The 24,881-nt window shown below is 44.0% G+C and carries 23 protein-coding genes, 3 pseudogenes and 1 riboswitch; of the genes and pseudogenes, 7 read left to right on the top strand and 19 right to left on the bottom strand.

From position 1 onward, the window contains the following. Positions 1-78 precede the first annotated feature (78 nt). Positions 79-825, bottom strand: a complete 747-nt coding sequence (locus ASG93_RS28635) for an NADPH-dependent F420 reductase (protein ID WP_056837635.1) — start codon at positions 823-825, stop codon at positions 79-81. Between the two features lie 176 nt (positions 826-1,001). On the opposite strand from ASG93_RS28635, the gene ASG93_RS28630 reads away from it, so the two are divergent. Further along, on the top strand, positions 1,002-1,361 hold the full coding sequence (locus tag ASG93_RS28630) for a winged helix-turn-helix transcriptional regulator (RefSeq protein ID WP_056837634.1): 360 nt from the start codon (positions 1,002-1,004) through the stop codon (positions 1,359-1,361). 114 nt (positions 1,362-1,475) lie between these two features. On the opposite strand, the gene ASG93_RS28625 is transcribed toward ASG93_RS28630, so the two are convergent. Then, positions 1,476-1,952, bottom strand: coding sequence for a GyrI-like domain-containing protein (locus ASG93_RS28625; RefSeq protein WP_235550993.1), 477 nt, complete (start codon positions 1,950-1,952; stop codon positions 1,476-1,478). A gap of 290 nt (positions 1,953-2,242) precedes the next feature. Here ASG93_RS28625 and ASG93_RS28620 point away from each other — a divergent pair, with 290 nt between their 5' ends. Beyond that, positions 2,243-2,800, top strand: coding sequence for a 5' nucleotidase, NT5C type (locus tag ASG93_RS28620; RefSeq protein WP_056837632.1), 558 nt, complete (start codon positions 2,243-2,245; stop codon positions 2,798-2,800). A 72-nt stretch (positions 2,801-2,872) separates the two neighbouring features. On the opposite strand, the gene ASG93_RS28615 is transcribed toward ASG93_RS28620, so the two are convergent. From ASG93_RS28615 to ASG93_RS28545, 16 genes and pseudogenes are all read right to left on the bottom strand, one after another. Beyond that, positions 2,873-3,307 carry a hypothetical protein gene (locus ASG93_RS28615; protein WP_056837630.1) on the bottom strand — a complete coding sequence of 145 codons (435 nt, stop codon included), beginning with the start codon at positions 3,305-3,307 and terminating at the stop codon, positions 2,873-2,875. A gap of 145 nt (positions 3,308-3,452) precedes the next feature. After that, positions 3,453-3,929: a hypothetical protein gene (locus tag ASG93_RS28610; protein ID WP_056837627.1), complete on the bottom strand. Its 477-nt coding sequence runs from the start codon at positions 3,927-3,929 to the stop codon at positions 3,453-3,455. A gap of 40 nt (positions 3,930-3,969) precedes the next feature. Continuing rightward, positions 3,970-4,557, bottom strand: coding sequence for a signal peptidase I (gene lepB / locus ASG93_RS28605; protein ID WP_056837626.1), 588 nt, complete (start codon positions 4,555-4,557; stop codon positions 3,970-3,972). Positions 4,558-5,041: 484 nt separating this feature from the next. Further along, positions 5,042-5,917 carry an AraC family transcriptional regulator gene (locus ASG93_RS28595; protein WP_200984541.1) on the bottom strand — a complete coding sequence of 292 codons (876 nt, stop codon included), beginning with the start codon at positions 5,915-5,917 and terminating at the stop codon, positions 5,042-5,044. A gap of 27 nt (positions 5,918-5,944) precedes the next feature. Further along, entirely contained in the window at positions 5,945-6,907 is a 963-nt protein-coding gene (locus ASG93_RS28590; protein ID WP_056837623.1) for a C45 family autoproteolytic acyltransferase/hydolase, read from the bottom strand. Between the two features lie 297 nt (positions 6,908-7,204). Next, positions 7,205-7,633, bottom strand: a complete 429-nt coding sequence (locus ASG93_RS28585) for a hypothetical protein (RefSeq protein ID WP_056837621.1) — start codon at positions 7,631-7,633, stop codon at positions 7,205-7,207. Between the two features lie 741 nt (positions 7,634-8,374). After that, entirely contained in the window at positions 8,375-8,884 is a 510-nt protein-coding gene (locus ASG93_RS28580) for a hypothetical protein (RefSeq protein ID WP_056837619.1), read from the bottom strand. A 138-nt stretch (positions 8,885-9,022) separates the two neighbouring features. Then, a complete protein-coding gene (locus ASG93_RS36675) occupies positions 9,023-9,397 on the bottom strand; it encodes a reverse transcriptase domain-containing protein (protein ID WP_414858897.1) in 375 nt (124 codons plus the stop codon). Then, entirely contained in the window at positions 9,397-9,642 is a 246-nt protein-coding gene (locus ASG93_RS36670; RefSeq protein WP_235550992.1) for a hypothetical protein, read from the bottom strand. The genes ASG93_RS36675 and ASG93_RS36670 overlap by 1 nt, the downstream gene beginning before the upstream one ends. A 279-nt stretch (positions 9,643-9,921) precedes the next feature. Beyond that, positions 9,922-14,349 (bottom strand): LamG-like jellyroll fold domain-containing protein, encoded by a 4,428-nt coding sequence (locus ASG93_RS28570; RefSeq protein WP_056837617.1) that lies wholly within the window; start codon positions 14,347-14,349, stop codon positions 9,922-9,924. Positions 14,350-14,519: 170 nt separating this feature from the next. Further along, positions 14,520-17,288: an RICIN domain-containing protein gene (locus ASG93_RS28565; RefSeq protein WP_056837616.1), complete on the bottom strand. Its 2,769-nt coding sequence runs from the start codon at positions 17,286-17,288 to the stop codon at positions 14,520-14,522. Between the two features lie 15 nt (positions 17,289-17,303). Continuing rightward, positions 17,304-17,768, bottom strand: a complete 465-nt coding sequence (locus ASG93_RS28560; RefSeq protein WP_056837614.1) for a hypothetical protein — start codon at positions 17,766-17,768, stop codon at positions 17,304-17,306. Between the two features lie 76 nt (positions 17,769-17,844). Continuing rightward, a riboswitch (cyclic di-GMP riboswitch) is annotated at positions 17,845-17,940 on the bottom strand. Positions 17,941-18,206: 266 nt separating this feature from the next. After that, positions 18,207-18,344: pseudogene (locus ASG93_RS34595) on the bottom strand (RNA polymerase sigma factor); the annotation flags it as partial. 505 nt (positions 18,345-18,849) lie between these two features. Then, on the bottom strand, positions 18,850-20,097 hold the full coding sequence (locus tag ASG93_RS28555; protein WP_056837612.1) for a DUF4153 domain-containing protein: 1,248 nt from the start codon (positions 20,095-20,097) through the stop codon (positions 18,850-18,852). 2 nt (positions 20,098-20,099) lie between these two features. After that, positions 20,100-20,318: a helix-turn-helix domain-containing protein gene (locus ASG93_RS28550; protein ID WP_056837610.1), complete on the bottom strand. Its 219-nt coding sequence runs from the start codon at positions 20,316-20,318 to the stop codon at positions 20,100-20,102. Between the two features lie 10 nt (positions 20,319-20,328). After that, the gene (locus tag ASG93_RS28545) at positions 20,329-20,808 is read right to left on the bottom strand and encodes a DUF2975 domain-containing protein (protein WP_056837609.1); all 480 of its coding nucleotides are present in this window, start codon (positions 20,806-20,808) and stop codon (positions 20,329-20,331) included. A 257-nt stretch (positions 20,809-21,065) separates the two neighbouring features. Between ASG93_RS28545 and ASG93_RS28540 the strand changes: the two genes are divergently transcribed. From ASG93_RS28540 to ASG93_RS28525, 5 genes and pseudogenes are all read left to right on the top strand, one after another. Beyond that, on the top strand, positions 21,066-21,395 hold the full coding sequence (locus tag ASG93_RS28540; protein WP_056837607.1) for a PadR family transcriptional regulator: 330 nt from the start codon (positions 21,066-21,068) through the stop codon (positions 21,393-21,395). A gap of 13 nt (positions 21,396-21,408) precedes the next feature. Further along, positions 21,409-22,275 carry a pentapeptide repeat-containing protein gene (locus tag ASG93_RS28535; protein WP_056837604.1) on the top strand — a complete coding sequence of 289 codons (867 nt, stop codon included), beginning with the start codon at positions 21,409-21,411 and terminating at the stop codon, positions 22,273-22,275. An 18-nt stretch (positions 22,276-22,293) separates the two neighbouring features. Continuing rightward, positions 22,294-22,898: pseudogene (locus ASG93_RS28530) on the top strand (ABC transporter ATP-binding protein); the annotation flags it as partial. A 1-nt stretch (position 22,899) separates the two neighbouring features. Beyond that, positions 22,900-23,155 (top strand): annotated as a pseudogene (locus tag ASG93_RS35545) (ABC transporter ATP-binding protein); the annotation flags it as partial. After that, complete coding sequence (locus ASG93_RS28525; RefSeq protein ID WP_056837602.1) at positions 23,156-23,923, top strand: ABC transporter permease; 768 nt, start codon at positions 23,156-23,158, stop codon at positions 23,921-23,923. A gap of 162 nt (positions 23,924-24,085) precedes the next feature. On the opposite strand, the gene ASG93_RS28520 is transcribed toward ASG93_RS28525, so the two are convergent. Next, positions 24,086-24,841, bottom strand: coding sequence for an SGNH/GDSL hydrolase family protein (locus ASG93_RS28520; RefSeq protein ID WP_056837601.1), 756 nt, complete (start codon positions 24,839-24,841; stop codon positions 24,086-24,088). Positions 24,842-24,881 lie beyond the last annotated feature (40 nt).

The raw sequence follows: 24,881 nt of genomic DNA, 5'->3' as shown, positions 1-24,881 counted from the left end.
CTTAAGAGCAGCCCTCCTTGTAAATAACGACTCCCGTTATTTGAGCTTCAAACACATCAGTTCAATAATGGTTCTAACTTATGAATTGTATATTTCTCTGTTTAAATTCACAACATCCCTATGCGAAAATGCAACTTCTTTTTTTTCTGCAAGGAGCTCTGCAAACCTTTCCATCACCTTATCTCGTAGTAATGGTGCTTTTTCTTTATTAGCCTTTTTTAATGCTATTGTTAGTTCATCTTTTGTTAGCTCTGTGCAGTAAGCAGGAGTTCCTGGCTGTTGTCTCCAAGAGTCACTTAAAGAACCACTATCTACTGCGTCGAAGCCAAGCTCATTTACTACATCCATGATTATTTGTTTTTGTGACTGGTCATTACCAGCTATCGCTATGGCAATGCGTCCACTAGTACCTTCGGGAGTTCCTTCATTTTCTAAAGTAAAGGCTAATAAATTGTTGAAAGCTTTAATTATAGGTCTACTTAATTGATTATAAACCCAAACACTTTCAACCATCCCGTTCTCAATTTCTTCGATTTTATTGTCTCTAAAAGGATAATAATTTGAAGTGTCTACAACGACTACTTCCTCCCTAACTTTATCTACAACGTTGCGAATGCTTGGCATTGCGTGGAAAGGAATAGAAATTATAAGAACATCAATATTTGTAATTACATCTTCTACACTCACAGGTGTTCCTGTAAGTTCTTTTCCTTCCAGACGTTCAATCCCACGAGCATCTGCAATTTTGACATCATGTCCATTCTTAACTAATTTTTTAGAAATATTTGACCCGATTGGTCCTGCACCTATAATTCCAAATCTCATTTTAATTCCTCCTAATTAATATCCTATTCTTCCAATTCTAAAAGAGTTATATTCCCTCGATTGAGTAATTTGGTTACATGGACTAGAATATATTCATTGCTCGTATTTTTGAAGAGGGCAATAATAATTGACATAGTACATTTTTTTGTACCTAACAGCAGAATGAAGGTGAAAAGGTGTCTAGAATATGTAAGGATGGATTTGATGAAGAATGTATAAAGGAACAAAGAGAAGTATATGGCATTGCCTATACCCAAAATATACTTTCGGGACGTTGGAAATATCTGATTCTTTGGTTTTTGAAGTTTAAAGAGCGTCGTTATAATGAAATCAAAACTTTTTTAGGGGGGATTTCACAAGGGTCTCTAACAAAGCAACTACGAGAACTAGAAACAGATGGCTTAATTAATCGCAAAATTTATCCAGAAGTGCCTCCGCGTGTTGAATATTCATTAACATCAAAAGGGGAGGCATTGATTCCTATTATTGATTTAATGGAAGAATTCGGGAAGAGGTTTGGCGATAAAGTAGACTGACCATATTATTAAACTACCCTCCCCGTTACTTCAATGGACAACGGCAGCCGATCGTGTAGCCGGCTGCCGTTGCTGCATTGAACTATAGTATCCGTTAGCGTAATGTGAGTGTAATTATATTTTTTCAACTGGGAAGTATAAGTACAATTCACCGGTATTATCTTTAGGATTATAAAATTCTTGAATTGCTCCAACGATTTGATAATTGCTTTGAGATAAATAATTTGCAATCATATGATTAAAAATGTTTTGATATGAATCTTGAGTACATTTTGTTACAACATATTTGAATGCTGGAATGACCCATTTTGTCCATCCATTTGGGACAATAGCGTCGTCTGTAACTTCGCATCCTGCTAAATATTTACCTTCTTCTTTCCACCTTTCAAACTTCTCATCAACATCACTCATAGCACCCCAAATCCCAGTAATGTTACCTTCAGCATCCAACTTCGCGAGATTGCTTATCTCAGCAAAGTTACTATTTGCCTCTTGCCATAATGGAGGTATCCACTTTGTGCCTTCAATCGCAAGTCCTTCCCCCATTTTACCAATAACTGAAAACTGCTGTTTTTCGATTATATCGACCACTCTTTCTTCCCTCTTGTATTAACGATAAAACATATGTTTCTTGTACATTTTACCATATTATACTTATCAAGGTTTATTGAACTATGTTCTCCGTTAGTTTAGCAACCATAGGGTCTAATGCAATTACGCCGGTTAACCCGTCAATTCTATAGTTTTTTTACCAGTTAGTACAATACCGCAAAGACTACCTATCTCAGGCGCCTGAATAATCAACCTTGTCTATTACGATTATCCAACATATGGTATAGTTTAATTCCAAGAACTGTTTAGATGGATTGGAGTTGATCGGTTTGCGCATTGGAGTAGACTTAGATAATACCATTCTCGATGGCACTTCCTCGCACTTGCACTACTACAATTTAGCGTCAGGATTATCCTTAACGGCTGACGATGTAAATGATTTCTATATATATCGCTTATATGGCTGGAGTCCGGAAGAACGAGATGAGGTGTTTCGCCAATACGGGCATGACATTCACTGGAATTCGCAACCTTATCCTATGGCAATTGAAGCACTAGGCCAGCTTATCCAAGACCACCAGGTGTCCTTCATTACCGCGCGCCCAGAAAAATTCCGTACTGTTACTACCGACTGGCTGAAGTTATACAAGTTTATGTACCATAATATAACCTTCACGGAAAATAAGCTTCAAGCCTGCACCGATTTGAAAATTGACGTCTTAATCGATGATGCACCGCATTATGCTGAAGAGTTCGCTTACCAGAATAAACCCGTCATTCTCTATGACCAGCCATATAATAGACACATTGCAAACAACATGGTCTATCGCGCTACAGACTGGAACGAAGTAAAGAAGCATCTCAAGAATTTACCAATCAATTTATGATCGTTCAATATCAATCCACTGGCAGCTTCATAAATGTTTGAGTGGAACTATCGTTCTCACGTTAGTTTAATCTCATTTGCCCTTAATGACATTACTATCAATTAAAAATTCATTAAAAAAGTTCATTAGTCGGTCATTTATTTCATTAGTCATTTGATAATAAACTCCATTGATTTGGATATCTTGCTTCGGTCCGAACGACAAACCCATTATCTCTCTGTTTTCTTTATCGTACAGTCGAAAACTTCCGCTACCTGTCCATGGATTCGGCTTTGTCTTGCTATATGAGGTTGCTCTCAATAACTGGATAAAATGATTAATTTCTGTCTTATCCTCTGTCTCATAGAGTAAGCCGTTTCCCCCGTGTCGATATTCAATCTTTACGGCATCTCCTGATGGAAGAATTTCATCAAAACTAAGCGAAGCAGATGGTAATTGAAACTTACACAGTACCATCATTCCAACCACAAGAACTAAAATAACACATGCTAATATAGGTTTCCGCATACGAATCCCCCTTTGCTTTTAGACGATAAAAAATGGAGATTGGTTGCATAAACCTGCCCGTTAGCGTAACAAAGGGCTGCTAATCGCGGCAGCCCTTCAAAAAAGTTGCCCGATCCGAACGGAACTTAGACTGAATAGCAGCTCTCTATCCTGCAATATTAATATAAGCAACGCTCATGAACCACAAGCATAGTGGGAAAAGAGGGCTTGCGATGGTTATTTTCAAATTGAGTGGTTTCTTCATGTTTATAGCAAGCATAGTATCACAAAGTAAGAAAAGGAGGGACGCTAAGAGGCTGATGTACAGTAAAATAAGCCCGAAGACGCAATGAAATATCGTCGAGACAGTCAGCCGCAACCATTGGCGGTGGGTAACTTCACGTGCGATTAGTTCACTGATCAGTGAGGTAGAAATTCCATAAATGTAAATTGCGGGTGCGGCATACAGCATATAGACGTTGATCATTCGAAATGCTTCACGTGAGTGGTCACCAATAGAATATATGCTTCCGACACCGAATAGATCGGGCTTCAACCAAGCGTAGATGATGGAGAAAAAGAAGGTCGCTATTGCCGCACTTATGATTTTTCTCATAAATAGTTGTTTGAATGGATAGTCCATAGACTGTAAGCTCCTTCCCAGCTAAAGAATTTTTTTCTTTTCATTTCTTCTTCATCCACCCCACGATTTTCCCTTTGATTCTATTTTTGGATACATGTTCATTAAAGCCACTTCTCCACCAAACATCACCAACAAGAAAATAATGACCTTCTGTGAGTTTTACTTCATCTATGGAATGCGCCTTTTCAGTCCCGTTGATAAAACCACTTGTGTAATATTCTTTCCCGTAGAATGTATCTAGTTTACGATTATTGATAAATACTTGACCTTTCTGTATGGTAACCATTTCACCAGGAAGTCCAATGACTCTTGCAATATCGTATTGCGTTTGGTTACCATTTTTTATTTGTTCATCACTTGCCTCTGTATCAAAATAAACGACGTCACCTCTATTGATTCCTTTGTTATCGTAAAAACCTCGGTCAATCACCAATTGCGAATTGCCGCTATACTGTTCAGAACGGTACATGCCATCACTCTTTATGACATGTATGATCTGATTGGAATCGAGCTTTTCGGTAATTGGCAAATCGTACTTCGTCAGTTCATCCGTAATAGGTTGTTTTTCACTACACCCCGTTAACAGAACGAAAGCTAAAAAAATCATTATATGTGCAACTTTATTCATAAAATCCCCTCCTTTCTTATATTACTCGAAAAAGAGAAATAAAGCCTAAAAAATTCCAAATATATCGTGAATTTCACATTAGGTAAATGATATCCTTTTAGCGTATCAATATCATAACGACGTTGTTTAGCGTGCATAGTTTTACTTTTTGCAAATCAATTTTTAGGCTAACACAGAACATATGAGGAGCATGCTATGCGGCAGCTCCTTCTTCATTTGTTGACGGATAGCCCCCTGTCAATCGTGCTGTCAAATTCCTTTTATACAGGAAATAGAACCTGGTCAAATGACCAGGCTTTTGATTATAACTCTCAGGGATTTATTGAATCTGCGTATCGGTGTGCTTATCTCACAGGTGTTCCTTTTCTTTTTGGCTATGTTAATCTATATGTTCCCTTCAACTATCGTTTCCGTTAGCTTAATAAATCGTGTTTTAACAATCGCTTCTGTTAAACAAAAAGGATAGATTCCCCTCACTGTAGAGTCAGTCTGTTATCCACTGCTTTTTAATCTTAACTGGAATCCATACTTCACACTTATAATCATCGGATCGGGGATCTCCGGGAAGATAGACTTCGAGCTCCGGCCCTCCAGTGTGCTGATAACTTGTTGCCGGGAACCATTCCTCGAAAATACGCCTCCACACGCCTTGAATTGTACTTGGCAATGCACCGGTTGAGGTAAATACAGCCCAAGTTGAAGCGGGAATATGTAATGAAACCTGCTCTTTATCTGTCGTCGGGACATCGGATTCCGCAGCAATCGCATACGTTAGTTCTTCCCTTTGGTAATCCGTAGTGCAAATGCCAAGCAGTATCCTGTCTAGATGAAGCGCACGAAGTCTTTCTACGGTTCCATCCGACTCACACGCATGCCAAAACTGGGGAATGAGCCGCATGTCCTCGCCATCTTCCAATGAAACTCGAATCGTTTTCCCTGTAACTTGAAATTCATCTCGATTCACAATCTGGTAGTCTATATCCCGATCACCTCTCAGTGAAAAATACAAAGAAATGCGAGGAAAAGCTTTCAGTACTACCCCTTGCATGCGCGCTTCAGAAGGAGAAATCCCGTGTACCTTACGGAAAGCTTTGGCAAAGGACTCCGGCGATTCGTACCCATATTTAAGGGAAATGTCCATAACCTTTACCGACGACATGGCCAGATCTTGCGCGGCCAACGTGAGTCTCCGTTTGCGAATGTACTCGCCGATTGTAACTCCTGTATGCAAGTGGAACATTCGCTGAAAGTGATACGAGGAAGAATAGGCCTGCTTTGCAATTTCCTCTACATCAACTTTGTCAGTCAGCTTGCTTTCGATGAGGTCAATCGCACTTTTCATCCTTTCCAGCCAATCCAATCCGGTCACCTCCTGTTTGTCTTATCTTTACTTTCCTAACAAAGGAATTGTTATCTCAGTCTCCGGCGACTCAGATGAGATAAACAACTGCCTCCCCTCAGGCCAGTGATAGTGAACGATCCTGGATATGGGATCGATCTCGACGGTGTAAAGTGTACCGAAGTGTTCCGAGAACCTCCGATTATACAGGGGATCTTCCAGAAAATCCTCCGGAGATACGGCTCCTGCCATCCTGAAGAGATGGTCAAACCGTTCCACTGTACGGTGTTCAACATGCGCCGATTTCTCGATCTGTCTCTGGTGGTTCGTACAGCAGATAAGAGCATGATCTGCTGACACTCCTTCTGGTGAGGTGTATACTACGCTGTAACTCCCCTCCCGATCTAAGAGGGAAATGTTTTGATAAAGGCGATGCGGGATTGCGCGTAGTCGTTCTAATGCTTCTGAAACTGTTTTCGAAGTCGTTAGGAGATAGCGAACAATCAACGGTATACTAAAGCCGTTGCCCACCTTAAAGTTCCCGCCAAATGTGATGGCAACAGCAAGACCCTGGTGGTTCAAGCCATCCAGATAGCCCCAGCCGCCTTCTGCGGAGCCGATGATCCAACCTCCATCCGGCAAAGGCTCGTATCGGAAAACACCACTGAACTCATCGATGCCGAAGTCGTAATTTCGAATTAAGGTTGGATAACCTGAACGATGGGAAATCGAGTTGCTACAACCTGAGAAGAAGGGGGGCAAGTTATACATAGCGAGCAGTTGTGCCTGGCCTGCATGGTCTGGTGATGCAGATAACAGGGATTCAAATTCAGGGAGCAGTTCAGGCATAAACCGATCGAGAAGAAGTCGTATTTCATGGGTCGAAATTACGTCTTGCGGACGGAATAGATCGGTATTCCAGTACTGCTCCATGTGGGAAACCCACGTCGCTGCGTTCCATCTGAGGATTGGCAGGCGTTTGAACCAAAAATGCTTCATCAAGCTCTCCATCTCTGTGCCTCCTTTTCATTTCATATGCAGGTATTTGTTCCTAGACAACACCGGAATCATTACAATTTTTCCATCTCTATTGCATCTTTACCTTACCTTAATTCAGTCGAGAATACCTGTTCATTTCTGCTCACGTAGATGAATCTCTATCGGCTCAAATGTACCCAGGACCTGGAACCCCTTTTTAAACTAAACTTCCCGTTAGTGAAGAAAACTGCTGATCCATTGATGTCGGTAGTTTTTTCCTGATTTCGAGGTCGATCTCTAATACAACAACACTATATCATCCGGAAGGTTTTAGAAAAATTCTTTGAAAAATTTGCTCAAAGTATGATTGAAGCTGTTTTTCTTGGTTGTAGTTCGTCTTCTTGTGCTTTTTTTCCTTTGGTTTTTTTTCCTTTGGGGATGTTGCTTTACATCTGATACTTTGGCTTCTACTTCTTTTTCCTTGTTTATATTCCGTTTTAAATGGTATGTCCATCTGACTTCTTCGTTTTTTAGCATATTTCGGATCACATAACCATGTTTTTCAAGTTCGTTAATTCCCATCTTAATAGAACGTTCACTATCTTTGCTCGTTTTTTGAATCATTTCTAAGGTAAGGCCCTTTTTCTCGTTCGCTAAAACAATATATAAAAAAAGTCCCTTGGCTTTGAATGATATCTGGACATCATTCAATATAGTATGGGTTAAGTGCCAAATTTCTTCGTTATAGTTCTCTTCCATAAACTCTTCCCCCTCCCATGATTTAGGTATAAAAGGAACTGACGCTAATCTACCTGTAAAAATAACAAAGGACTGCCACTGAGCAGCCCTTTGGTACTGAACTATCGGTTTAACTATCGTTCCCGATAGTTCAATAAACTGCCCTGATTGATATAGGCATAGCTAATCAGCTTTTTTTGAACCAAGCATACTTAAAAAAACAATTGCAATAACGATTATTGGGATTCCAAACGTTACAAATAGTATAAAGTGGGCGAAGTCATTCATCTGCTATTTCCCTCATTTACATAATGATGCTGGTTATAGAAGCAGGTCTACAGTAACGTTCCCAGTTAATTCAATAATTTCTAACGTGCAAAAATAAAAAGACAAACCCAAACTAGAACTCCAAAAAGTACGGATGTAACAATGGTTAGTTCCGTCTGCTTAGCCGAATTATTTATAAATGCACGGATTGTGCTTAAAAAGAACAACATAAACAAAAATGCTAGTAGTGCAAAAGAAATATCCATAAAATCCTCCCCGCCAAAGTAGTAGAACAAAATTTATTCATTGAACGGATTTACGCATTTTCTCCCTCACTTATTTCCATTTATGGTTATCCTTAATGTAGACGCTGTCGATTATCAATTGTTGCGCAAATCTGCCCGTCCCTCAGCGAAAGGCTGCCGATCGTGCCAGCAGCCTCCCATTACTGTGTATTGAACAAACGTTTCCGTTAGTTTAATGAGCTTTTGGTTATTACTTGCCATCATTGAACCATCTTGTTATGATTTTGACTTTAGTGAACCCTAAATATTTATATCTAATGGTCACTCTTTCAATCGGCTGTTTGTCATAACGAATGCGTAATCCATAATGTATTGGGGTGTGTACTTTTTTCTCCAACGCTTCATGAAATTCTTTCACTGAAAGTTTAGGGTATATGGAAGCTGCTCTGATATCCATGAACTTAATTGCTTGATCGGAATCCGGAAGAACTTGTACCAAAGCTGCTGAGTCATATGAAACACCAAGTTGAACAGTAGCGGGTGTTTCCCCATTAGTTTTTACACTTATAATGTCGATTTTTCCGTAGCCCTCATTTCTAAACTGAATTACATACTCTTTTTGTCCCCCACCCTGATAGCTGACTTCTTGAAGTCCATCGTCTATTAATGGATCTGTATGTCGATACCAGCTTGTAACAACTACCATTCCAATCAAAATTAAAACAAACATGCTTATGATGAATTTGTTCTTAAGTTTCAAAATAAGCCTCCAGTAACTCAATCTAAATTCAATCATTAGACGTTTCCAGAATCAGTAAAGTTTCTTGCTCATAAGTATGTTTTTTTATCCACACTGTGCAGGTACGTAAAAAAAGGCTGCCTTAAGCAGCCTTTTAGTTTATTCCACTATCGTTTCCGTTAGTTCAATACCCCCCACCCACTTTTTTAGTAATTTTCGAATGACAAATGGGAAGAATAACCTCAAAACTTTCCGTGGAGGGCTAATGTTAAAATTTATCTTTGCCGTCAGGTACTTGTGAATGAGCGATATAACGCGTCCATCTTTGATGGTTCTCACTAGTACCTCGACGAGTTTACTTTGATTCACGGTGTCAAAATACTTCTCCAAGTCCATGTCTACCACATACTTGTACCCTTCCACCACGTTACTTTGGCTTTTCCTCATGGCATCGTACGCACTCCGCTTGGGGCGGAAGCCAAAACTGTTCTCTGAGAACTGCTTCTCATAGATTGGCGTGAGTACCTGTGCTATTACCTGTTGAACGACTCGGTCAACGACGGTTTTCCTAGGTTTCTTTTCTTTCCGTTCTCCTTCGGTATTTCTACCCTTCGAACGGGACTCGGACGGTATGTTCCGTCCAGAATGGATTTCTTGATTGTCTCCCCGTTTTCTTTGAGATATTGCAGAAGTTCATCTACTTTCATCCCATCGATCCCGTGAGTGCCTTTGTTCGCTTTGACTCTTTTGAACGCTTGGTTCATGTTGTCTCTGCTCACGGTTTCCTCCTGATGACGTTCGTGTTCCTCGGGTCGGAATTTTGCCTCCAGCTTCCTTCAGATTCCACCTCGCGATGGACACCCTTGCTCTTGGCTAGTGGTTGGTAACTACAAACCCCCACAGCGGACTTTCACCACCTAGTTAATCGCCATGCGTGGCACACAAAGAAAAAGCCCGCGGTTTTCCCGCGGACCTTAATTCGGATAATAATGTTGGCGCCTAGCTTGCGGAAGCAGCGAATCGTCCTATAGGGCTGATTCGCTCTGCTGCGTGTTAATTTATCGCGCAAGGGCAGCAATCTCGCCGGCAGTCAGCGTTTTGTTATAAATACGGAAGTCGTCCACTCGTCCATTGAGATATGGATCATTGTATTGGGAGCGGCCAATCCAATTTTGGGTCGTCGAGCCCATATTGGATGGTTTAAGGGTCATAGCACTGTTGCTCCCGACATTTACGCCGTCCACGTAGAGAGTGCCTGTTGCGCCGTTTAATGTGACGGCGACATGATGCCAGCCTCCTGTAGCCAGCGCCGACGTACCGTCGATTATTTGCTCGCTCGAGCCATTGTTCTTTATCGCAAAGCGGATTTTACCATTAGCTCCGTTCTTCGGCGTGATGTACATATTGGTAGACGTTCCGGAACCGAAATCAAATATACGCATCCAGTTGCTCACGGCATCCAGATACACCCAAGCCGCAACGGTGACCGTGTCGCTACTAGAGACAACGCCGGCAGGAAGGGCAACATAGTCGTTGGTCCCGTCCAGATCTACTGCGTTGCCGCTCTTTCCGGCAGCCCACAATGGGCCGTTCACAAGCGTGCCGTTCCAGCCGCCTCCGGTGGCATCAGCTGCCGTTGTTCCGTTTGTCTCGTCAAATTTAAGCTGTACTATAGGTAATATTGCACCTGCTTCGGTCGAACTGGCGCTTTCATGCCCCGGATTGACGGCACTAACGACGTAATAATACGAGGTACCGGCTGTCAGGCCCGAATCCGTATAGCTCGTTCCAAGCACGCCCGTAGCGATGGTTGTATACGGCCCGCCGCTGACGGTTGCACGCTTAACGTTATAACTGGTAGCATTCGCAGCAGCCGTCCAGCTCAAATTGGTTGTCAATCCGCTTACGAACTTGGCTGATACGCCAGTCGGCACTGCAGGAACGGTTAACGTTTCCCCGTTCATCACGCTCGTCACTTCTGATGCGCTAATCGCACGGTTATAGATTCGGAAATCATCCACCCGTCCATCGAGATAGGGATCGGCGAATTGGGAGCGACCAATCCAATTTTGTGTGGTAGCACCCAGATCGGATGGTTTAAGGGTCATCGTGGTATTTTGCCCTACTTGAAGACCGTCAACGTAAAGGGTGCCCGTCGCGCCATTTAATGTCACGGCTACATGATGCCAGCCTCCGGTTGCTACCGCGGACTGCCCATCAATGATTTGTTCACTCGAGCCATTGTTTCGGATCGCAAAACGGATCTTTCCATTAGATCCATTTTTCGGCGTGAGGTTCATATAGGTAGAAGTTCCAGAACCGAAATCAAAAATGCGCATCCAGTTCGTCACGGTATCCAGATTAACCCAAGCTGAAAGAGTTGCAGTGTTAGCACTAGAGACAACACCAGCTGGAAGAGCACTATAATCGTTTGTTCCATCAAGATCCACTGCGTTGCCTCTGTTGCCTGTTGTCCAAGTTGCACCATTAATTACTGTCCCGCTACTGCCATATCCTGATGAGTCTGCGGCTGTAGTGCCACTTGTTTGGTTATATTTATACCAGCCTATTAGATTAGCATCCGGAATACCAGTCGAGGTTGTTGCTGAAGCAGTAGCTGAAACACCTGATTCTCCAAGTGCATTTACTGCTGTTACTCTATAATAGGAAGTTGTATTAGCCTTTAATCCTAGGTTGGCAAATGTTGTTCCTCTAATAACATCCGTATTTACCTTTGTATAAATGGCATTAACTGCTGAAGAATCAGCCATGTATACATGATAACCTGTTGCTCCTGTTACTGCTGACCAGCTTAGGTTTACCGAACTATAGTCTGTTGTTGCCGTTGTTCCAGTTGGTACTGTCGGCACTGTTGCTAGTGTTTGCCCATTCATCACACTGGTAATTTCAGATGAGCTTAAAGCACGATTATAGACTCTGAAATCATCTACTCGTCCATCGAGATAGGGATCGGCGAATTGGGAGCGGCCAATGTAATTTTGTGTGGTGGCACCCATATCGGAGGGCTTAATGGTCATAGCGCTATTACGCCCTACTTCAACACCGTCAACGTAGAGAATACCAGTTGCGCCATTTAATGTGACGGCTACATGATGCCAGCCTCCTGTTGCCAGCGCCGACGTCCCATCAATGATTTGTTCACTCGAACCATTGTTTATCGCAAAGCGAATTTTACTATTTGCTCCATTTTTCGGGATAAGGTTCATATAGGTAGAAGTTCCGGAGCCAAAGTCAAAAATACGCGTCCAGTTACTCAGGGTATCCAGGTTAACCCAAGTTGCCACCGTGGCCGTGTTTGCATTGGAAACAACACCGGCAGGAAGAGCAATATAGTCGTCTGCACCGTCAAGATTCACTGCGTTGCCGCTGTTACCTGCTGTCCAGGTTGCACCATTGATTACCGTCCCGTTATTCCCGTATCCGGACGAGTCCGCGGCTGTGATCCCGCTCGTTTCGTCAAATTGATACCAGGCTTTTAAGCTAGTATCCATTACTACTTGTACTATGGCATTATAAGTTTTTCCGTTATATGTGGCAGTAATCGTAGTTGTACCTACACTTATCCCCGTAACTACACCTGCTGCATTCACTGCTGCCACGGCCGTGTTTGATGAAGTGTAAGTTGCTTGAGATGTGAGGTCTTGGCTGCTCCTATCAGAAAACATGACCGTTAATACCGTTTTATGTGTATCATTTGCCATAATGGTATAGCTGCTTGCATCCAAAGCTGGAGTGCCAGTTCCTCCTGTTGCAGCAGATACCACACCTGACGTCGATCCTCCGGCTACACTTACCTGATAATAGTAAATCGTATTCGGATTTAACCCTGCACTGCTATATGAGGCTGCTGTAATTGGCGCACTGTTAATCTTTGTATAAACCCCATCTGCTGCTGTAGATCTATATAAGTTATAACCCAATGCTCCTGAAACGGCCGTCCAACTTAAGTTTACTGTATCTGTGCCTGCTGCCGTTGCTGTCAACCCTGTTATTCCACCTAAAATCTTCTGGTTGCTCAAGCCAACAGCCTTTGCAACATCAGGTGTGTACAATAAAGTAGCAAGCGGATAATCCTTTCCTGCAACTTCCGGCATTCTCGTTTCATAAGCATAGGCCAAATATTTGTATTTTTCCCCAGTCATATCCCTTTGTTCGATATATTTATAATAATTATATAAAACACTGTAGAAAGCATCGATCCTGCCCCTGCCGTCTGCATTGATCTTATCATAATATTGATAAGTACTATCTTGGTTTGCCCATTCAGGTGTCCATAACACATCATAGCCCAGATGATACTTCAGCGCATAGGTGGTTCCTTCTAACAACCGGTCATTCAGGAAGTTGAAAGGATTCACCGCGTTAGCGGCAGTGGACATCGTTCCATTCACTGGATCAACCTTCGTGCCTTGGGCATAGATCATTTGCGCCAATGTAGAGAGTCCAGCGATATCGGCATAAGAATGCCCCACATCACGTCCCATTTCAGCTAACTGCACGTGATAATCGGCTGGGTCCAAAGCCGCTCCTGTTACTTCATTAGTTGTCATCATGCGCATCTCATACTTAATCGAACCATTTCTTCCGCCTTGATTTCCTGCGGAATTAACGGTCGTTGCTTCTACGGCCTCTGCATAAAGCTGCAAGTCATTTGTAAAGATGGCTCTTGCCATCGTTCCCCCAGCTGTGAACTGATGCTGATTCATAAAAAAGGTATGAGCGTTATAAGTAACCGAAACAAGGTTCATCACATTGGTGAGATTCGTCGTATCCGTAGTCGTCCAATCTAGACTGGACGTTGGCGTATCGGAATAGCGTAAAATTTCTGCCGCTGCTCCAAGCAAATAAGTCATCGTTGCAAAACGGAAACTTGTATGTTTAACAACAGACTGTATAGCAGAATAATCTCTTATGATCGTCATCGCATTGGAGCGATATGTTTCATTGCCGGTAATATACCACATAATGGCCTGCATGAAAGCGGTTTGGGAATCCGTATTGGCACGCGTTCCTACATAATCACTGGGGTTGCTATAATAAACACCATTTACCGTTGCGGCCCAAGGGCCGAGAATATTAACAAATATGTCATTTCCTTGTTGGTATAATATAGGTGGAGATGTACTGGATTGGTTGTCACTGGCAAAAGCATTAAACGCGGTATTCCAGGGCTCATCCCCTGCTCTTACATGATCGCGCATATTGTCCAGATCGGCCTGTCGCATTGCAATACCCGGATGGTGGATGACTCCCGATATCGTGTTCCCTGAAGAATCCCTGTAGGAAACATTCGTATCAACATTTTGTACCTGTGGCTTGAAGGAGGTAATCAGAGGCGAAACGGCTGCATACGCTTTATCGCCGCTCCCTAAGCCGATAAAGCTTGTAATTGCAAGTATAAAACAAAGAACACTGTTAATTGTACGCTGATAACGTTTGCTTCCCCTTAATCTGGACAATTTCATATCGTTCCCTCCTTGGCAGGATATAACCTCTCGGCATTCGCCGAGACAGATGGGACAAGGGTTTCCTCATACCATCTAAATTGCTTTCCTCCTACTTGAGCAGGGGGATTTTTTAATTAATTCCATATTTCATTTAGTTCGCTGTGATTCACCTGCAGGTGCAGGTTTGATTATTGAACTCGTGCAAGGATCCATTCGTCATTCGTTGTTGCATCGTTGGTGTAAGGCCCCTGAGCGATATTGGCCCCATCAACGGTCGATGCATTCATTACAGTGATCGCCTTGGCTGTTTGCTTGCTTATCAATTTATAATTGCCGTCGCCAATTGGCTCCAGTATCCACTCTTGATTATGTCCGGTATGATCCGTCCACTGTATGATTGCCGTTCCGTCTGCAGAGCTTCCGCCGTTTACATCAACAGATTGGCTGCTGCTATTACTTTTGACCCTGTAAGTGCCATTACTGTTCGGGATGATATTCCATTGCTGATTAAGGCCTCCGCTATACGCCGATTGTACCAATTGAGTACCGGAGGTTGCGGAAGATCCCGGCAAGGTAAGGGATAATCCGCTCTTCCTGTTCGTGATCTTATAGGTTCCGCTTAAGGTCGGATCGCCGAACAACGCTCCCCTGCCGCCGAAGTAGACGCGGCCGTAAATGCGCGGATCTCCGGTAATGGTCCCTGGACGCGAGTACTGATGCTGGTCGTCGTTGATCCGCACCCATGTTGCGCCTACATTATCCGAGCGGTAAATACCGCGTACGCCATCGATCTTCGCGACCGTATAAAGCGCACTGTAAGTTTGGCCTGGGGCCGCCTTGCCGAAGCCGATACTGTCTGCTTGTTCAACATTGCCCAGCTTCGTATACGAACCGCCGTAGTTGGAGGAATGCCACAGACCGTAAACCTGACCTGTTCGGGCGCTTCCGCCCGCGAACCAGACTTCACCCTCTTTGCCCGGAACGGCTTTCAGCTCCGCGCTGCCCGCCGTAGGCAGACCGGAAGTAACGTTAATGCTGAAATGCGCGCCGCTGTCCCAACTGGTGTACATTTTGCCGGCTGCGAATGCATAAAATACGTTTTTGTTCACGCGGTCGGATGCAATCTTCGCTCCGGTAGGCAGCATGGTTCCGTCGTAAACCGCGCTTTGCGTCCACGTAGCGCCGCCGTCCTTGGAATAGAATACGCCTGCCTTATCCGTGCTCCAAAGGATGGAGCTTGAATCAGCGGCGACCGCTACCGTACCGCCTCCCTTATTGCCTGTGCCCCATGTAGGTTCCGAGGTTGGCTTGCTCCAGGTCGTTCCGCCGTCCGTGGAGATTGCAAGCGATTTTGTATTCGGATCCTTATCGTAATCGCCAAATCCGACTCGCACGATATAGTTCGGAACCAGCTCGGCGTAATCGATGCCGAACGTGGAGGCCCAGTGCGGATTCAAGAATACTTGCGATGGTGGCGTTAGCAGGTCGTCGTGCCGGAAGCCGGCGACATCTCCGACCGCGCTCACCAGATGCGCGCCCGATGGCGGGCTGATTAAGCCGAGAATGGCGAGTTCCTCGATTCCTTTGGCCATGACGGAAATATTGACGGTTCCGCCGGTATCCCATGCGGTCAGGTTGTTCGTGCCGTACAGCGTAGCGCCTGTCCCGTACATCATCCGATCCGAGTTGAATGGATCGATCTCGATATCGTCAATCATCCAGCCGAGCTTGGGCGAAACGATCGGCATGGCCGGGTGATCCCCCATATCGAGCCATGGAGCTGCGGAAATATCCTGCGTATAATGAAGATTCCTGTTCGGGTAAGCGCCCCACTCCCATATTGGTTTCCACGTAGCGCCGCCGTCTGTGCTCCGATAGAACTGATTGTCCGGCCACCACTGATTCAGTGTTGCAACAACCAGCGCGTCAGGGTGCTGGGCATCTACGGCAATGCCTCCGTAGCCGTAACCATTGTTAGGGCTGCTGCTCGGTACCGGGCTGATATTCGTCCAGACGCCGGTTGCCGTGTTCAGCTTCCAGACATCGCCCTTTCCGCCGACATAAGGCCCCGGATCGTCGCTATACGTGACGTATAGATAGCCGTTCGAGGAAAGCTCGCCATGGTGCGTAATAAAGCCAGTCGGCTGCCCCGGGATCGCCGACCAGGTCGCTCCGCCGTCCGTACTTTTGTATACACTCGTTCCTGTATCCGCCACGCCGACATAGATAGTTTGGGTTGGATTGCCCGGCGTGCCCGACGCCTTATCGAATGCAATCCAGGACAGACCGATGATATCGTTGCCGAAGCCGTAGGGATCGGCCGAATCAGAGAGTCTGTACCCGCCTACGTTCGGGAAAGACGTCACCTTCGACCAGGTTACGCCATAGTCGGTGCTTTTCCAAAGTCCGTTGCCGCTGCGGGCGCCAAAAAACAAAATGCTGTTCTTATTCGGATCGACCATCAAACGCTCGCCCATGCCACGGCCCGGCATGTTGCCTCCGACCTTGAACGGGAGCGCAGTCGTCTGCCAGGTATTTCCTCTGTCGGTCGACCTCAAGATGGAGCCGGGTTGCTCGTCCCAACTGTTCGTGTACAAGCCGGTTGCTAGATACACCCGATTAGGATCGACCGGGTCGGTTGCCAACGCATCCACACCGTATTTGTTCGAATTGTCCCAACCAACCATATCGGTAATCGGGATCCAGCTGTTATTCATCTTGTCCCAACGGTATGCACCGCCGACATCGGTACGCGCATAAATAAGATCCCTCTCTGTCTTGTTGAACACGATGCCGTCGACATAACCGCCTCCGGCACCTGTATTGACGCTGTTGAACGTGTACGATTCGCTTGTTACGGCAGCATGAACCTGCTTAGGGCCTGGAAAACCGGGTACTGCAAGGAACATAACAGTCAATGCGAGTAAAGTGATGTGTTTGAGCCTGCTTTTACTCATTTAGATCCCTTCCTTCTAAGTTTGTAACTTCTTTGGTTTAACGGCTGCAGCGTCTCGAAAATCGAACGGTGCTTGTACTTGTTTAATCTTATTTAACCCACTCATCGGACATATATTCAGGGTATGCAGGTTATCGCATGGAGCGACTTGAGAGAGCTCTTCCACTATATCGAATACCCGATCGACGCCTTCGATGGCATGGCTTCGTATCGCTTCATTGACTAAGGTAAGGCACCTTCCTCCCTCGCGTTCGCAGCCTATGAAGTCCGGCAAAACCAGAAAGTTTGCGGATTTACGGAAACCGTCGGCTGATATTTTGCCTGCGGCATGCCCGGGCGCATCGTAGGCAGATGCCAATGGCACTTCCGTATTGTAAGGAATGCTATAGCCCGCAGCCATTGTTGTAGTCGTCCACGAAAATGCCAAATAATGCTCCTTCGGAATCGTGATGTCGGCATCGCTTTCCGGGAATATGTACAACGGCTCCTTTCCTGACAGTGATTCTATGTAAAAAGGACCATCCTGCAATCAGGAGGGTCCTTCGATGTCCCCGTCCTTCGGTAGCTGGCTGGCTTGCGGCGTTCATTAACGCCGCGGTTACGCCCCTATAGCTTTGCGTCGCTGGCTTTCGCCAGGTTTGCCATTGTCGGAACTTGATGAATAATGAATTTTTTTCTATATTCTAGTCAATATTTAGCAGCAACTTAATCGTAATTCTCCATTGCATGTGATGTAAATGGTTCTTATATACTTGTTTTCTGAAAATGAATATAGGTCATATTTCACGAAATAACGAAATACAACTGCTTAAGGGATGATTTTTTACTCTGGTGAATAACTATATGGTCGAGATATTTTTTTATTGTAAATTAATTAAAATTTTTCATCGACCTTAAGGAACTGAGCCTATAATAAATCTCACAAAAGGGCTTCATAAATGAAAGCGTTTCCAATATAAGTTATTTTCGTACGTGCTCTATGCAGCCTAGATTTTACCGTGCCTTGGGATATATTCAGCAGTTCAGCGGTTTCTTTGGCGGTTAGACCGTAATGTGCAGTAGTATGTAATCTTTATCTTGGGTTCCGCCAAATATTTCAAATAATGTGGTTCCAATTTCATCACCTCTTCGTAATTAGACCATCCTATAAGGAAATGGTTCCCAAAACGAGAAAACTTCTTCAAATAGGCTCAATATTTAATGAGCCAACGGGTCCAGTAATCGAAGATGACCATTTTTCAACTTCACTTTGCAAACTTGCTGAGTTTTTTTATGTTTTTCACAACCTCACCTTTCTGGATGTCAAACACCTCAGTTCCATCAACAGCGCGGAAATTTGTATGTTAAAGTTAAAGTTACAAGAAAATATTATAAGCGTTCACCCAATAAAGTGAACGCCTAATTACTTCAAAAAGTTATTTTCTTAATTCAAGACTTTTTATCACGAAAACAAAATACAACTAAAGTTTTGAATCGGTTGTTAGTACAAAAAAGATTTGAAATACTTTTTACAAACTCGTATCTATAGTAGGTCTGATTGAAATTACATTAACAGAGCCTTTCTAATAAAAAATTAAAGGAAAAGTAAATGTAACGAAAGCTGCCCAAAGTCCGTAGATCGGCAAATACTTAGTAACGGCATCTTGGATGGCCAACGGTCCGGTTTTGTTTTGTAGAAAACGCAAATAGGAGAGCATAATCCAAATCAGATTGGCCCAGATAAGTATGTTTGCGCCTAAAACAGCAAGTCTGTTGGGCGTAATCCCATAAGAAGAAAGCCTGAACACTATGGCTGATAAAGCCACACTGTCAATGATAAGAGCAAGCACAATTAGGGCGAAATTTATATAATCAGAAATGTTCTTTTTCTCGTCTGTGCCGCTTTCGGTAATGGAGAATATGGTAACGGCCAATACACTAAGGAGTATTCCATTGAAGGATATGAGAAAATTGCGATCCAAGAATGGATTTTTCCCGACCCAAATAACCGTTATAAGATAGACCAACAATGTGGCCAGTACAAGAGGACTAAATATTTTGGCTATATATGGTGCTATATTTTTAGCAAGTTTAAGGTTCCTTGATACCAGATATGTAGCCACAATTGCGAGAGCGGCAGCACCAAATAAAACAATATTTTTAAAATAGAATTCAGATATATCCAAGCCGACAAATTTAAATAACTGCATGGTTAATACTGTTAGCAGCATTCCGCTAATTGCCAGGCTGGCGTAAAGAATGCAAAGTTCCCCATTAAATTTAAGATAGGCTAATCTTGTGCTGCCTCTGCCATAATCATTTCCTGTAAATGCAAGCCCTACTAATACCCATAAGAATATGGGTAGGTTAATATAAGCCAGGATAATACTGTCCTTCTGCTCTAATGAGAGCATATTTAGATAAATCCCGGAGATTACGAATGACGATGCTAGGGTGAACAGAATCTTTTTTTTCGGTAAATTACTGGTTACGAAATAGATGGCAATTAAGGGAAGAATACCAAATACAAGGTTAATAGGGGCTATAGCTTGCTGTTCGACAAAATGAAAAATGATCCTAGTGCTAATCCCGGCCAGAATTGCTAAAATGCCCATTAATAAGAAATCTTTCTGAAGTAAGGAAGCTTTTTCTGTATTTTCCGTCTCCTTGAAATGCAATCGTTCATACCAAACGGCAAGAACCTGCGAATTCGGGTTTTGTTCCCAAGCATATGAGAGCGACTTTTTAAAAGCTTCTGGTTCTTTTCTAAACAATCTCTCGAGCTCATGGGGGTTAGCCATATTTTCAATAATCAAATTGTTACTGTCCATGGTTATACCTCCCCTTCGTCTCTTCTGTATTCTAAAATATCTCCAGGTTGGCATTCTAATGCTTTGCAAATTGCTTCTAAAGTTGAAAACCTAATTGCTTTTGCCTTTCCATTTTTCAATATCGAAAGGTTAGCCATAGTTATTCCAACCCTCTCCGAAAGTTCTGTCACACTCATTTTCCTTTTAGCCAACATCACATCAATATTGATTATAATCGCCATGTTATTCTCCTCAGACCGTTAAGTCATTTTCTGATTTTATATCTATGGCATTTTTCAAAAGTTTTTGAAGTACCGCAGCAAAAACTGCAATCACAATTGGAGCGCAAGTAAGGACCAATCCGAGTACTCCGAGACCTGGGGCGTCGTCTTCCTGCGCCATATGGACTATGAGTGGCATGCCTGCCGCATACAAGACACTAATTGTGATTGCACAGTATTTTATTGTCTTTAAAGCCTTCACGGATAATTCCGAGAAAGCTTTGTTCTTGTCAATATAGCTTAAAAGTCTTAGCGTTTGATACAATGCAGCGAAATACGCTATCGCCGTTACATACAGCCCTATTAAAACGGGATATTTCCAATAAGCCAACTCTGGATAATGTTCTGCTGCTTCATTACCTATCCAAGGCAACCAAAATATACACAAAGCAAGAATAGGAATTCCAATTAGAAAAACAACTACTTTTAAAAAGAGTGTTTCACGATTCATAACATGCACCTCACTTAGTTATTGTCAATTTGATTTTAATGCATAATTTATCGTTTTGCAATAAATAATTACCGGTTGTAAATATATTATTGTTGTTTTATGAAAGTTCAAATTAGATAAAGCACGAAAAAAGAGAATGAATCGGTTAGATATCGTAATGAATATATACATTACTTTTCAAACAAAGTATTTTATTTGAAATACTACCTTGACAGTCATAGTAGTGTGTCGTATTATAAAAAGGCGGAGGTGATTAGATGAGCGAGAACAAAATTACATCCGACCTGCTGCGCGGACATACCGATACGATGATTTTACGGCTCTTATCCGAAGCTGACCGCTACGGGTACGAGATTGTCAAACTGATTGCCGAGCGCTCGGGCGGCGAGTATGAATTAAAGGAAGCCACGATGTACTCCAGTGTCCGGCGGCTTGAGATAGACGGCGATATCGAGTGGTATTGGGGTGACGAATCTCAGGGCGGACGGCGCAAGTATTTTAGGATTACCGATAAAGGTAAGGATGCTTACGCACGCAACAAAAGCAATTGGGAGTATTCAAAGCGCGTACTAGAAAATTTATTATAAGGAGTTTGATGTTATGAATCAGAAATTAGCGAACTATTTGAACGGCGTGTTTACGCCATACGATGGAGTAAAAAGCGTCACCGAATTAAAAGCCGACCTGCACTCCGATTTACAGGAGCGATATCGTGAACTCAAAGCCGAGGGCAAAGACGATGAAACAGCGTTTAAGATGACCATTGAGAGCATCGGCGACATCGAACAAACGATACTGGAGGTCGCCAACCTCTCCCGCTCGCTGGAACGGCAAGTCGTGACAAACTTTAGCGCAAGCAACCTTGCGAAAAGCGACTTTGCAGGCGTTACGGCCCATAAAGGTCAATTTAATGCTAGCGCGTTGCGCGGTGCCGACTTTGCGGGTGCAGACTTGACCGGAAGTTCGTTTAAGAGCAGTGATTTACGCGAAGCCAATTTTGACGGTGCGAATCTGACGGACTGTAATCTATCCGTACTAGACCTTTCGGATGCGAGTTTCAATAAATCCATCCTTGTACGCACCAACTTCAACATTTCGGGGCTGGAGGGAGCAAAATTCACAGGCGTAAAACTGACTGACGTCACGCTAACCAAGATCGACCTAAGAAAAACTATTTTTGAAGGTTGTATCTTTGACGGCGTGGACTTCAAAGATTCCGACCTGAGCGGGCTGCATCTTGACGGGCAAATCTTTATCGGCGTTAAGTTTGACAAATCGGCAGTAAACGAAGTTTCGTTTAGGGGCGCTACACTCAAGAATGTGTCTTTTCAGGCATTTTTCTCTTTGACCAATAAGTATTACCGTGGCATCAAAACCATCTGCTTTGACGGCGCAGTCATGGATAAGCTGACTTATGCTTCGCTTAAAGGCATGGGGGCCAATTTGTCAAAAGTTACCGTCATTTAATTTAAGGGAGGGAATCCGATGCAAACCAAGCCCATTCAAGTCATTGGCCTGCAAAAGTCCTACAAGCAGCATCAAGTGCTAAAAGGGGTAGATTTCGAGGTGGAAAAGGGCAGTATTTTCGCCCTCCTCGGCTCCAACGGGGCAGGCAAGACAACGGTTGTCAAAATCCTCACCACGCTGCTCAAACCGGACGGCGGAACCGCCGCCATCAACGGATTCGATGTTGCGTCAAAACCCGATCATGTAAGGCAGGCGATCAGTCTGACCGGGCAATTTGCCGCGGTGGACGAAATTTTAACCGGACGGGAAAATCTTATCATGATTGCGAAGCTGCGTTACCTCAAGGATCCGCGTCAGGTTGCGGACGACTTGCTTAAACGCTTCGGCCTGACAGACGCCGCCGACCGCAGGGTGTCTACTTATTCGGGTGGTATGCGTCGAAGGCTCGACATCGCCTTAAGCCTCGTGGGAAAACCGCAGATCATCTTCCTCGACGAGCCGACCACTGGGCTTGACCCCGAGGCACGCATCGAGGTTTGGAAGATTGTCAAGGAGCTTGCCGACGGCGGCACGACGGTACTCCTAACCACACAGTATTTGGAGGAGGCTGAGCAGCTTGCCGANGCGCATCGAGGTTTGGAAGATTGTCAAGGAGCTTGCCGACGGCGGCACGACGGTACTCCTAACCACACAGTATTTGGAGGAGGCTGAGCAGCTTGCCGACCGAATTGCCATTCTGCATGAGGGCAGGATTATCGCCAGCGGCACACTCTCGGATCTAAAAAAGCTGTTCCCCTCCGCAAAGGTGGAATATGTTGAAAAACAGCCGACATTAGAGGAGATATTCCTCGCAATCGTCGGCAAAAAGGAGGGAAAATAAATGGAGACGGTAAAGAAACACTTCTTCAGCGATCTGGGCGTTATGCTTGGACGTTCCATGCGCCATATTTTCCGCAGTATGGACACCATTATCACGGTTACCGTCATGCCGATCGCTTTTATGTTGCTCTTCGTCTATGTCTTTGGCGGTGCAATTCAAACCGGAACGGATAATTATGTGAATTACTTATTGCCTGGTATACTCCTAATTGCTATTGCTAGCGGTATATCCTACACCGCTTACCGCCTTTTTATTGATGTACAACGGGGCATATTCGAACGGTTTCACTCCATGCCGATTTCACGTTCCACCTTACTGTGGGGGCACGTGCTGACCTCGCTGGTATCCAACGCCCTATCGGTTATTGTCATCATTCTTGTAGCGTTAATTATGGGCTTTCGTTCGTCCGCGGGGATATTGCCTTGGCTTGCAGTAGCCGGTATACTCGCTCTGTTTACCTTGGCATTAACTTGGGTCGCGGCGATTGCCGGACTGTCCGCAAAATCGGTGGATGGCGCAAGCGCCTTTTCCTACCCGATTATCTTCCTGCCGTTTATCAGCTCGGCGTTTGTGCCTACCGAGTCTATGCCTTCAATCGTTCGAGCCTTTGCCGAAAACCAGCCGGTGACCTCGATAGTGGAAGCCATCCGTGCACTACTGTCAGGTCAGCCGGTGGGCAACGATATATGGATTGCTCTTGCATGGTGCGTCGGGATTTTGTTCGTAGCATATTTCTTTGCAATGAGAGTGTATAAAAAACGGGTGTGAAAAAAAAGACAGCTTCTTCTGAATTGATCAATAACAATCCTCCAGAACAAGGTTTGAATCCACTCTCATTATAAAATGACGTGTGCTTTGAATCGTAGGTCGTGATGCCAGTCACATAACGCAAAAAAACTCTGACCTTATGAAGTCAGAGTTTGGGGCTTCCTAAAGACCAAGTGCCTCTATGCCTATTTCCGCTAGAATTTTCTGGCCTTCGATTGTTGGATGAACGTCATTTGGCCGCACATAGAGATTCTGTTTGTCCTTAAATGCCAAATACGCATTGGCTAACGCGAGATTATCTATGCCCGAGCTTTTAAGCGAATCAATTAAGGATGCCAAGTTATTATTGACTAGTTGGGTCAGCAGTAACTCCGAATAGGTGTACATCGGTTGATTGGTGACCTGATAGGGATTATAAATGTTGTAGACCGCAATAGGAGCATCCGTCAAAGACCGGATTTCTAAAATCGTACTTTTAAGTGTATATAACAGATTGGGAACGACAACATTCTGCAAGTTCTGTTGCAGTGCTGCTATGTTTAAAACCCCATTATTAGTGGCGGCAGCGACTGCTTGCAGCAAGTCATTGTTTCCGATGTCCAGCGTTATGTAATCGGCATGTTTCACGTCTTGACGGATCAGTTTATCTTGCTGTACGACGTCTAATAACTGGGTTGATGTAATACCAGGTATTGCCAGATCGTTAACTTTAAGCTTCGCATCCTGTTTCATTAGATAAGGGAACGCGAACTCTGAAGGGGTCTCGTTATCCACCCCTAAATTATACCCGTACGTGATGGAATCTCCCAAAGCCACAAGCTGATTCCTTGCTTGATCGCTCTTGGCCCAGGCGGAAGATGAGAACAATGTACCTGCCATTACAGCGATCACGATCGTTGTTGCAACCTTTTTCATCATTTAATTGAAACACTCCTTCTTGTACGAATGTGTCTCTCAT

The sequence above is a fragment of the Paenibacillus sp. Soil787 genome, assembly GCF_001429545.1.
Taxonomy (GTDB): Bacteria; Bacillota; Bacilli; order Paenibacillales; family NBRC-103111; genus Paenibacillus_E.
The sequence above is the reverse complement of the archived record's forward strand: the minus strand, read 5'-3'. Positions and strand labels throughout refer to the sequence as shown.

What these genes read in the sequence shown, in the direction of transcription:
- ASG93_RS28635 (WP_056837635.1), bottom strand. Translation starts at nt 825, where the DNA reads ATGAGATTTGGAATTATAGGTGCAGGACCAATCGGGTCAAATATTTCT.
- ASG93_RS28615 (WP_056837630.1), bottom strand. Translation starts at nt 3,307, where the DNA reads ATGCGGAAACCTATATTAGCATGTGTTATTTTAGTTCTTGTGGTTGGA.
- ASG93_RS28610 (WP_056837627.1), bottom strand. Translation starts at nt 3,929, where the DNA reads ATGGACTATCCATTCAAACAACTATTTATGAGAAAAATCATAAGTGCG.
- lepB (WP_056837626.1), bottom strand. Translation starts at nt 4,557, where the DNA reads ATGAATAAAGTTGCACATATAATGATTTTTTTAGCTTTCGTTCTGTTA.
- ASG93_RS28590 (WP_056837623.1), bottom strand. Translation starts at nt 6,907, where the DNA reads ATGGAGAGCTTGATGAAGCATTTTTGGTTCAAACGCCTGCCAATCCTC.
- ASG93_RS28585 (WP_056837621.1), bottom strand. Translation starts at nt 7,633, where the DNA reads ATGGAAGAGAACTATAACGAAGAAATTTGGCACTTAACCCATACTATA.
- ASG93_RS28570 (WP_056837617.1), bottom strand. Translation starts at nt 14,349, where the DNA reads ATGAAATTGTCCAGATTAAGGGGAAGCAAACGTTATCAGCGTACAATT.
- ASG93_RS28565 (WP_056837616.1), bottom strand. Translation starts at nt 17,288, where the DNA reads ATGAGTAAAAGCAGGCTCAAACACATCACTTTACTCGCATTGACTGTT.
- ASG93_RS28555 (WP_056837612.1), bottom strand. Translation starts at nt 20,097, where the DNA reads ATGGACAGTAACAATTTGATTATTGAAAATATGGCTAACCCCCATGAG.
- ASG93_RS28550 (WP_056837610.1), bottom strand. Translation starts at nt 20,318, where the DNA reads ATGGCGATTATAATCAATATTGATGTGATGTTGGCTAAAAGGAAAATG.
- ASG93_RS28545 (WP_056837609.1), bottom strand. Translation starts at nt 20,808, where the DNA reads ATGAATCGTGAAACACTCTTTTTAAAAGTAGTTGTTTTTCTAATTGGA.
- ASG93_RS28540 (WP_056837607.1), top strand. Translation starts at nt 21,066, where the DNA reads ATGAGCGAGAACAAAATTACATCCGACCTGCTGCGCGGACATACCGAT.
- ASG93_RS28535 (WP_056837604.1), top strand. Translation starts at nt 21,409, where the DNA reads ATGAATCAGAAATTAGCGAACTATTTGAACGGCGTGTTTACGCCATAC.
- ASG93_RS28525 (WP_056837602.1), top strand. Translation starts at nt 23,156, where the DNA reads ATGGAGACGGTAAAGAAACACTTCTTCAGCGATCTGGGCGTTATGCTT.
- ASG93_RS28520 (WP_056837601.1), bottom strand. Translation starts at nt 24,841, where the DNA reads ATGATGAAAAAGGTTGCAACAACGATCGTGATCGCTGTAATGGCAGGT.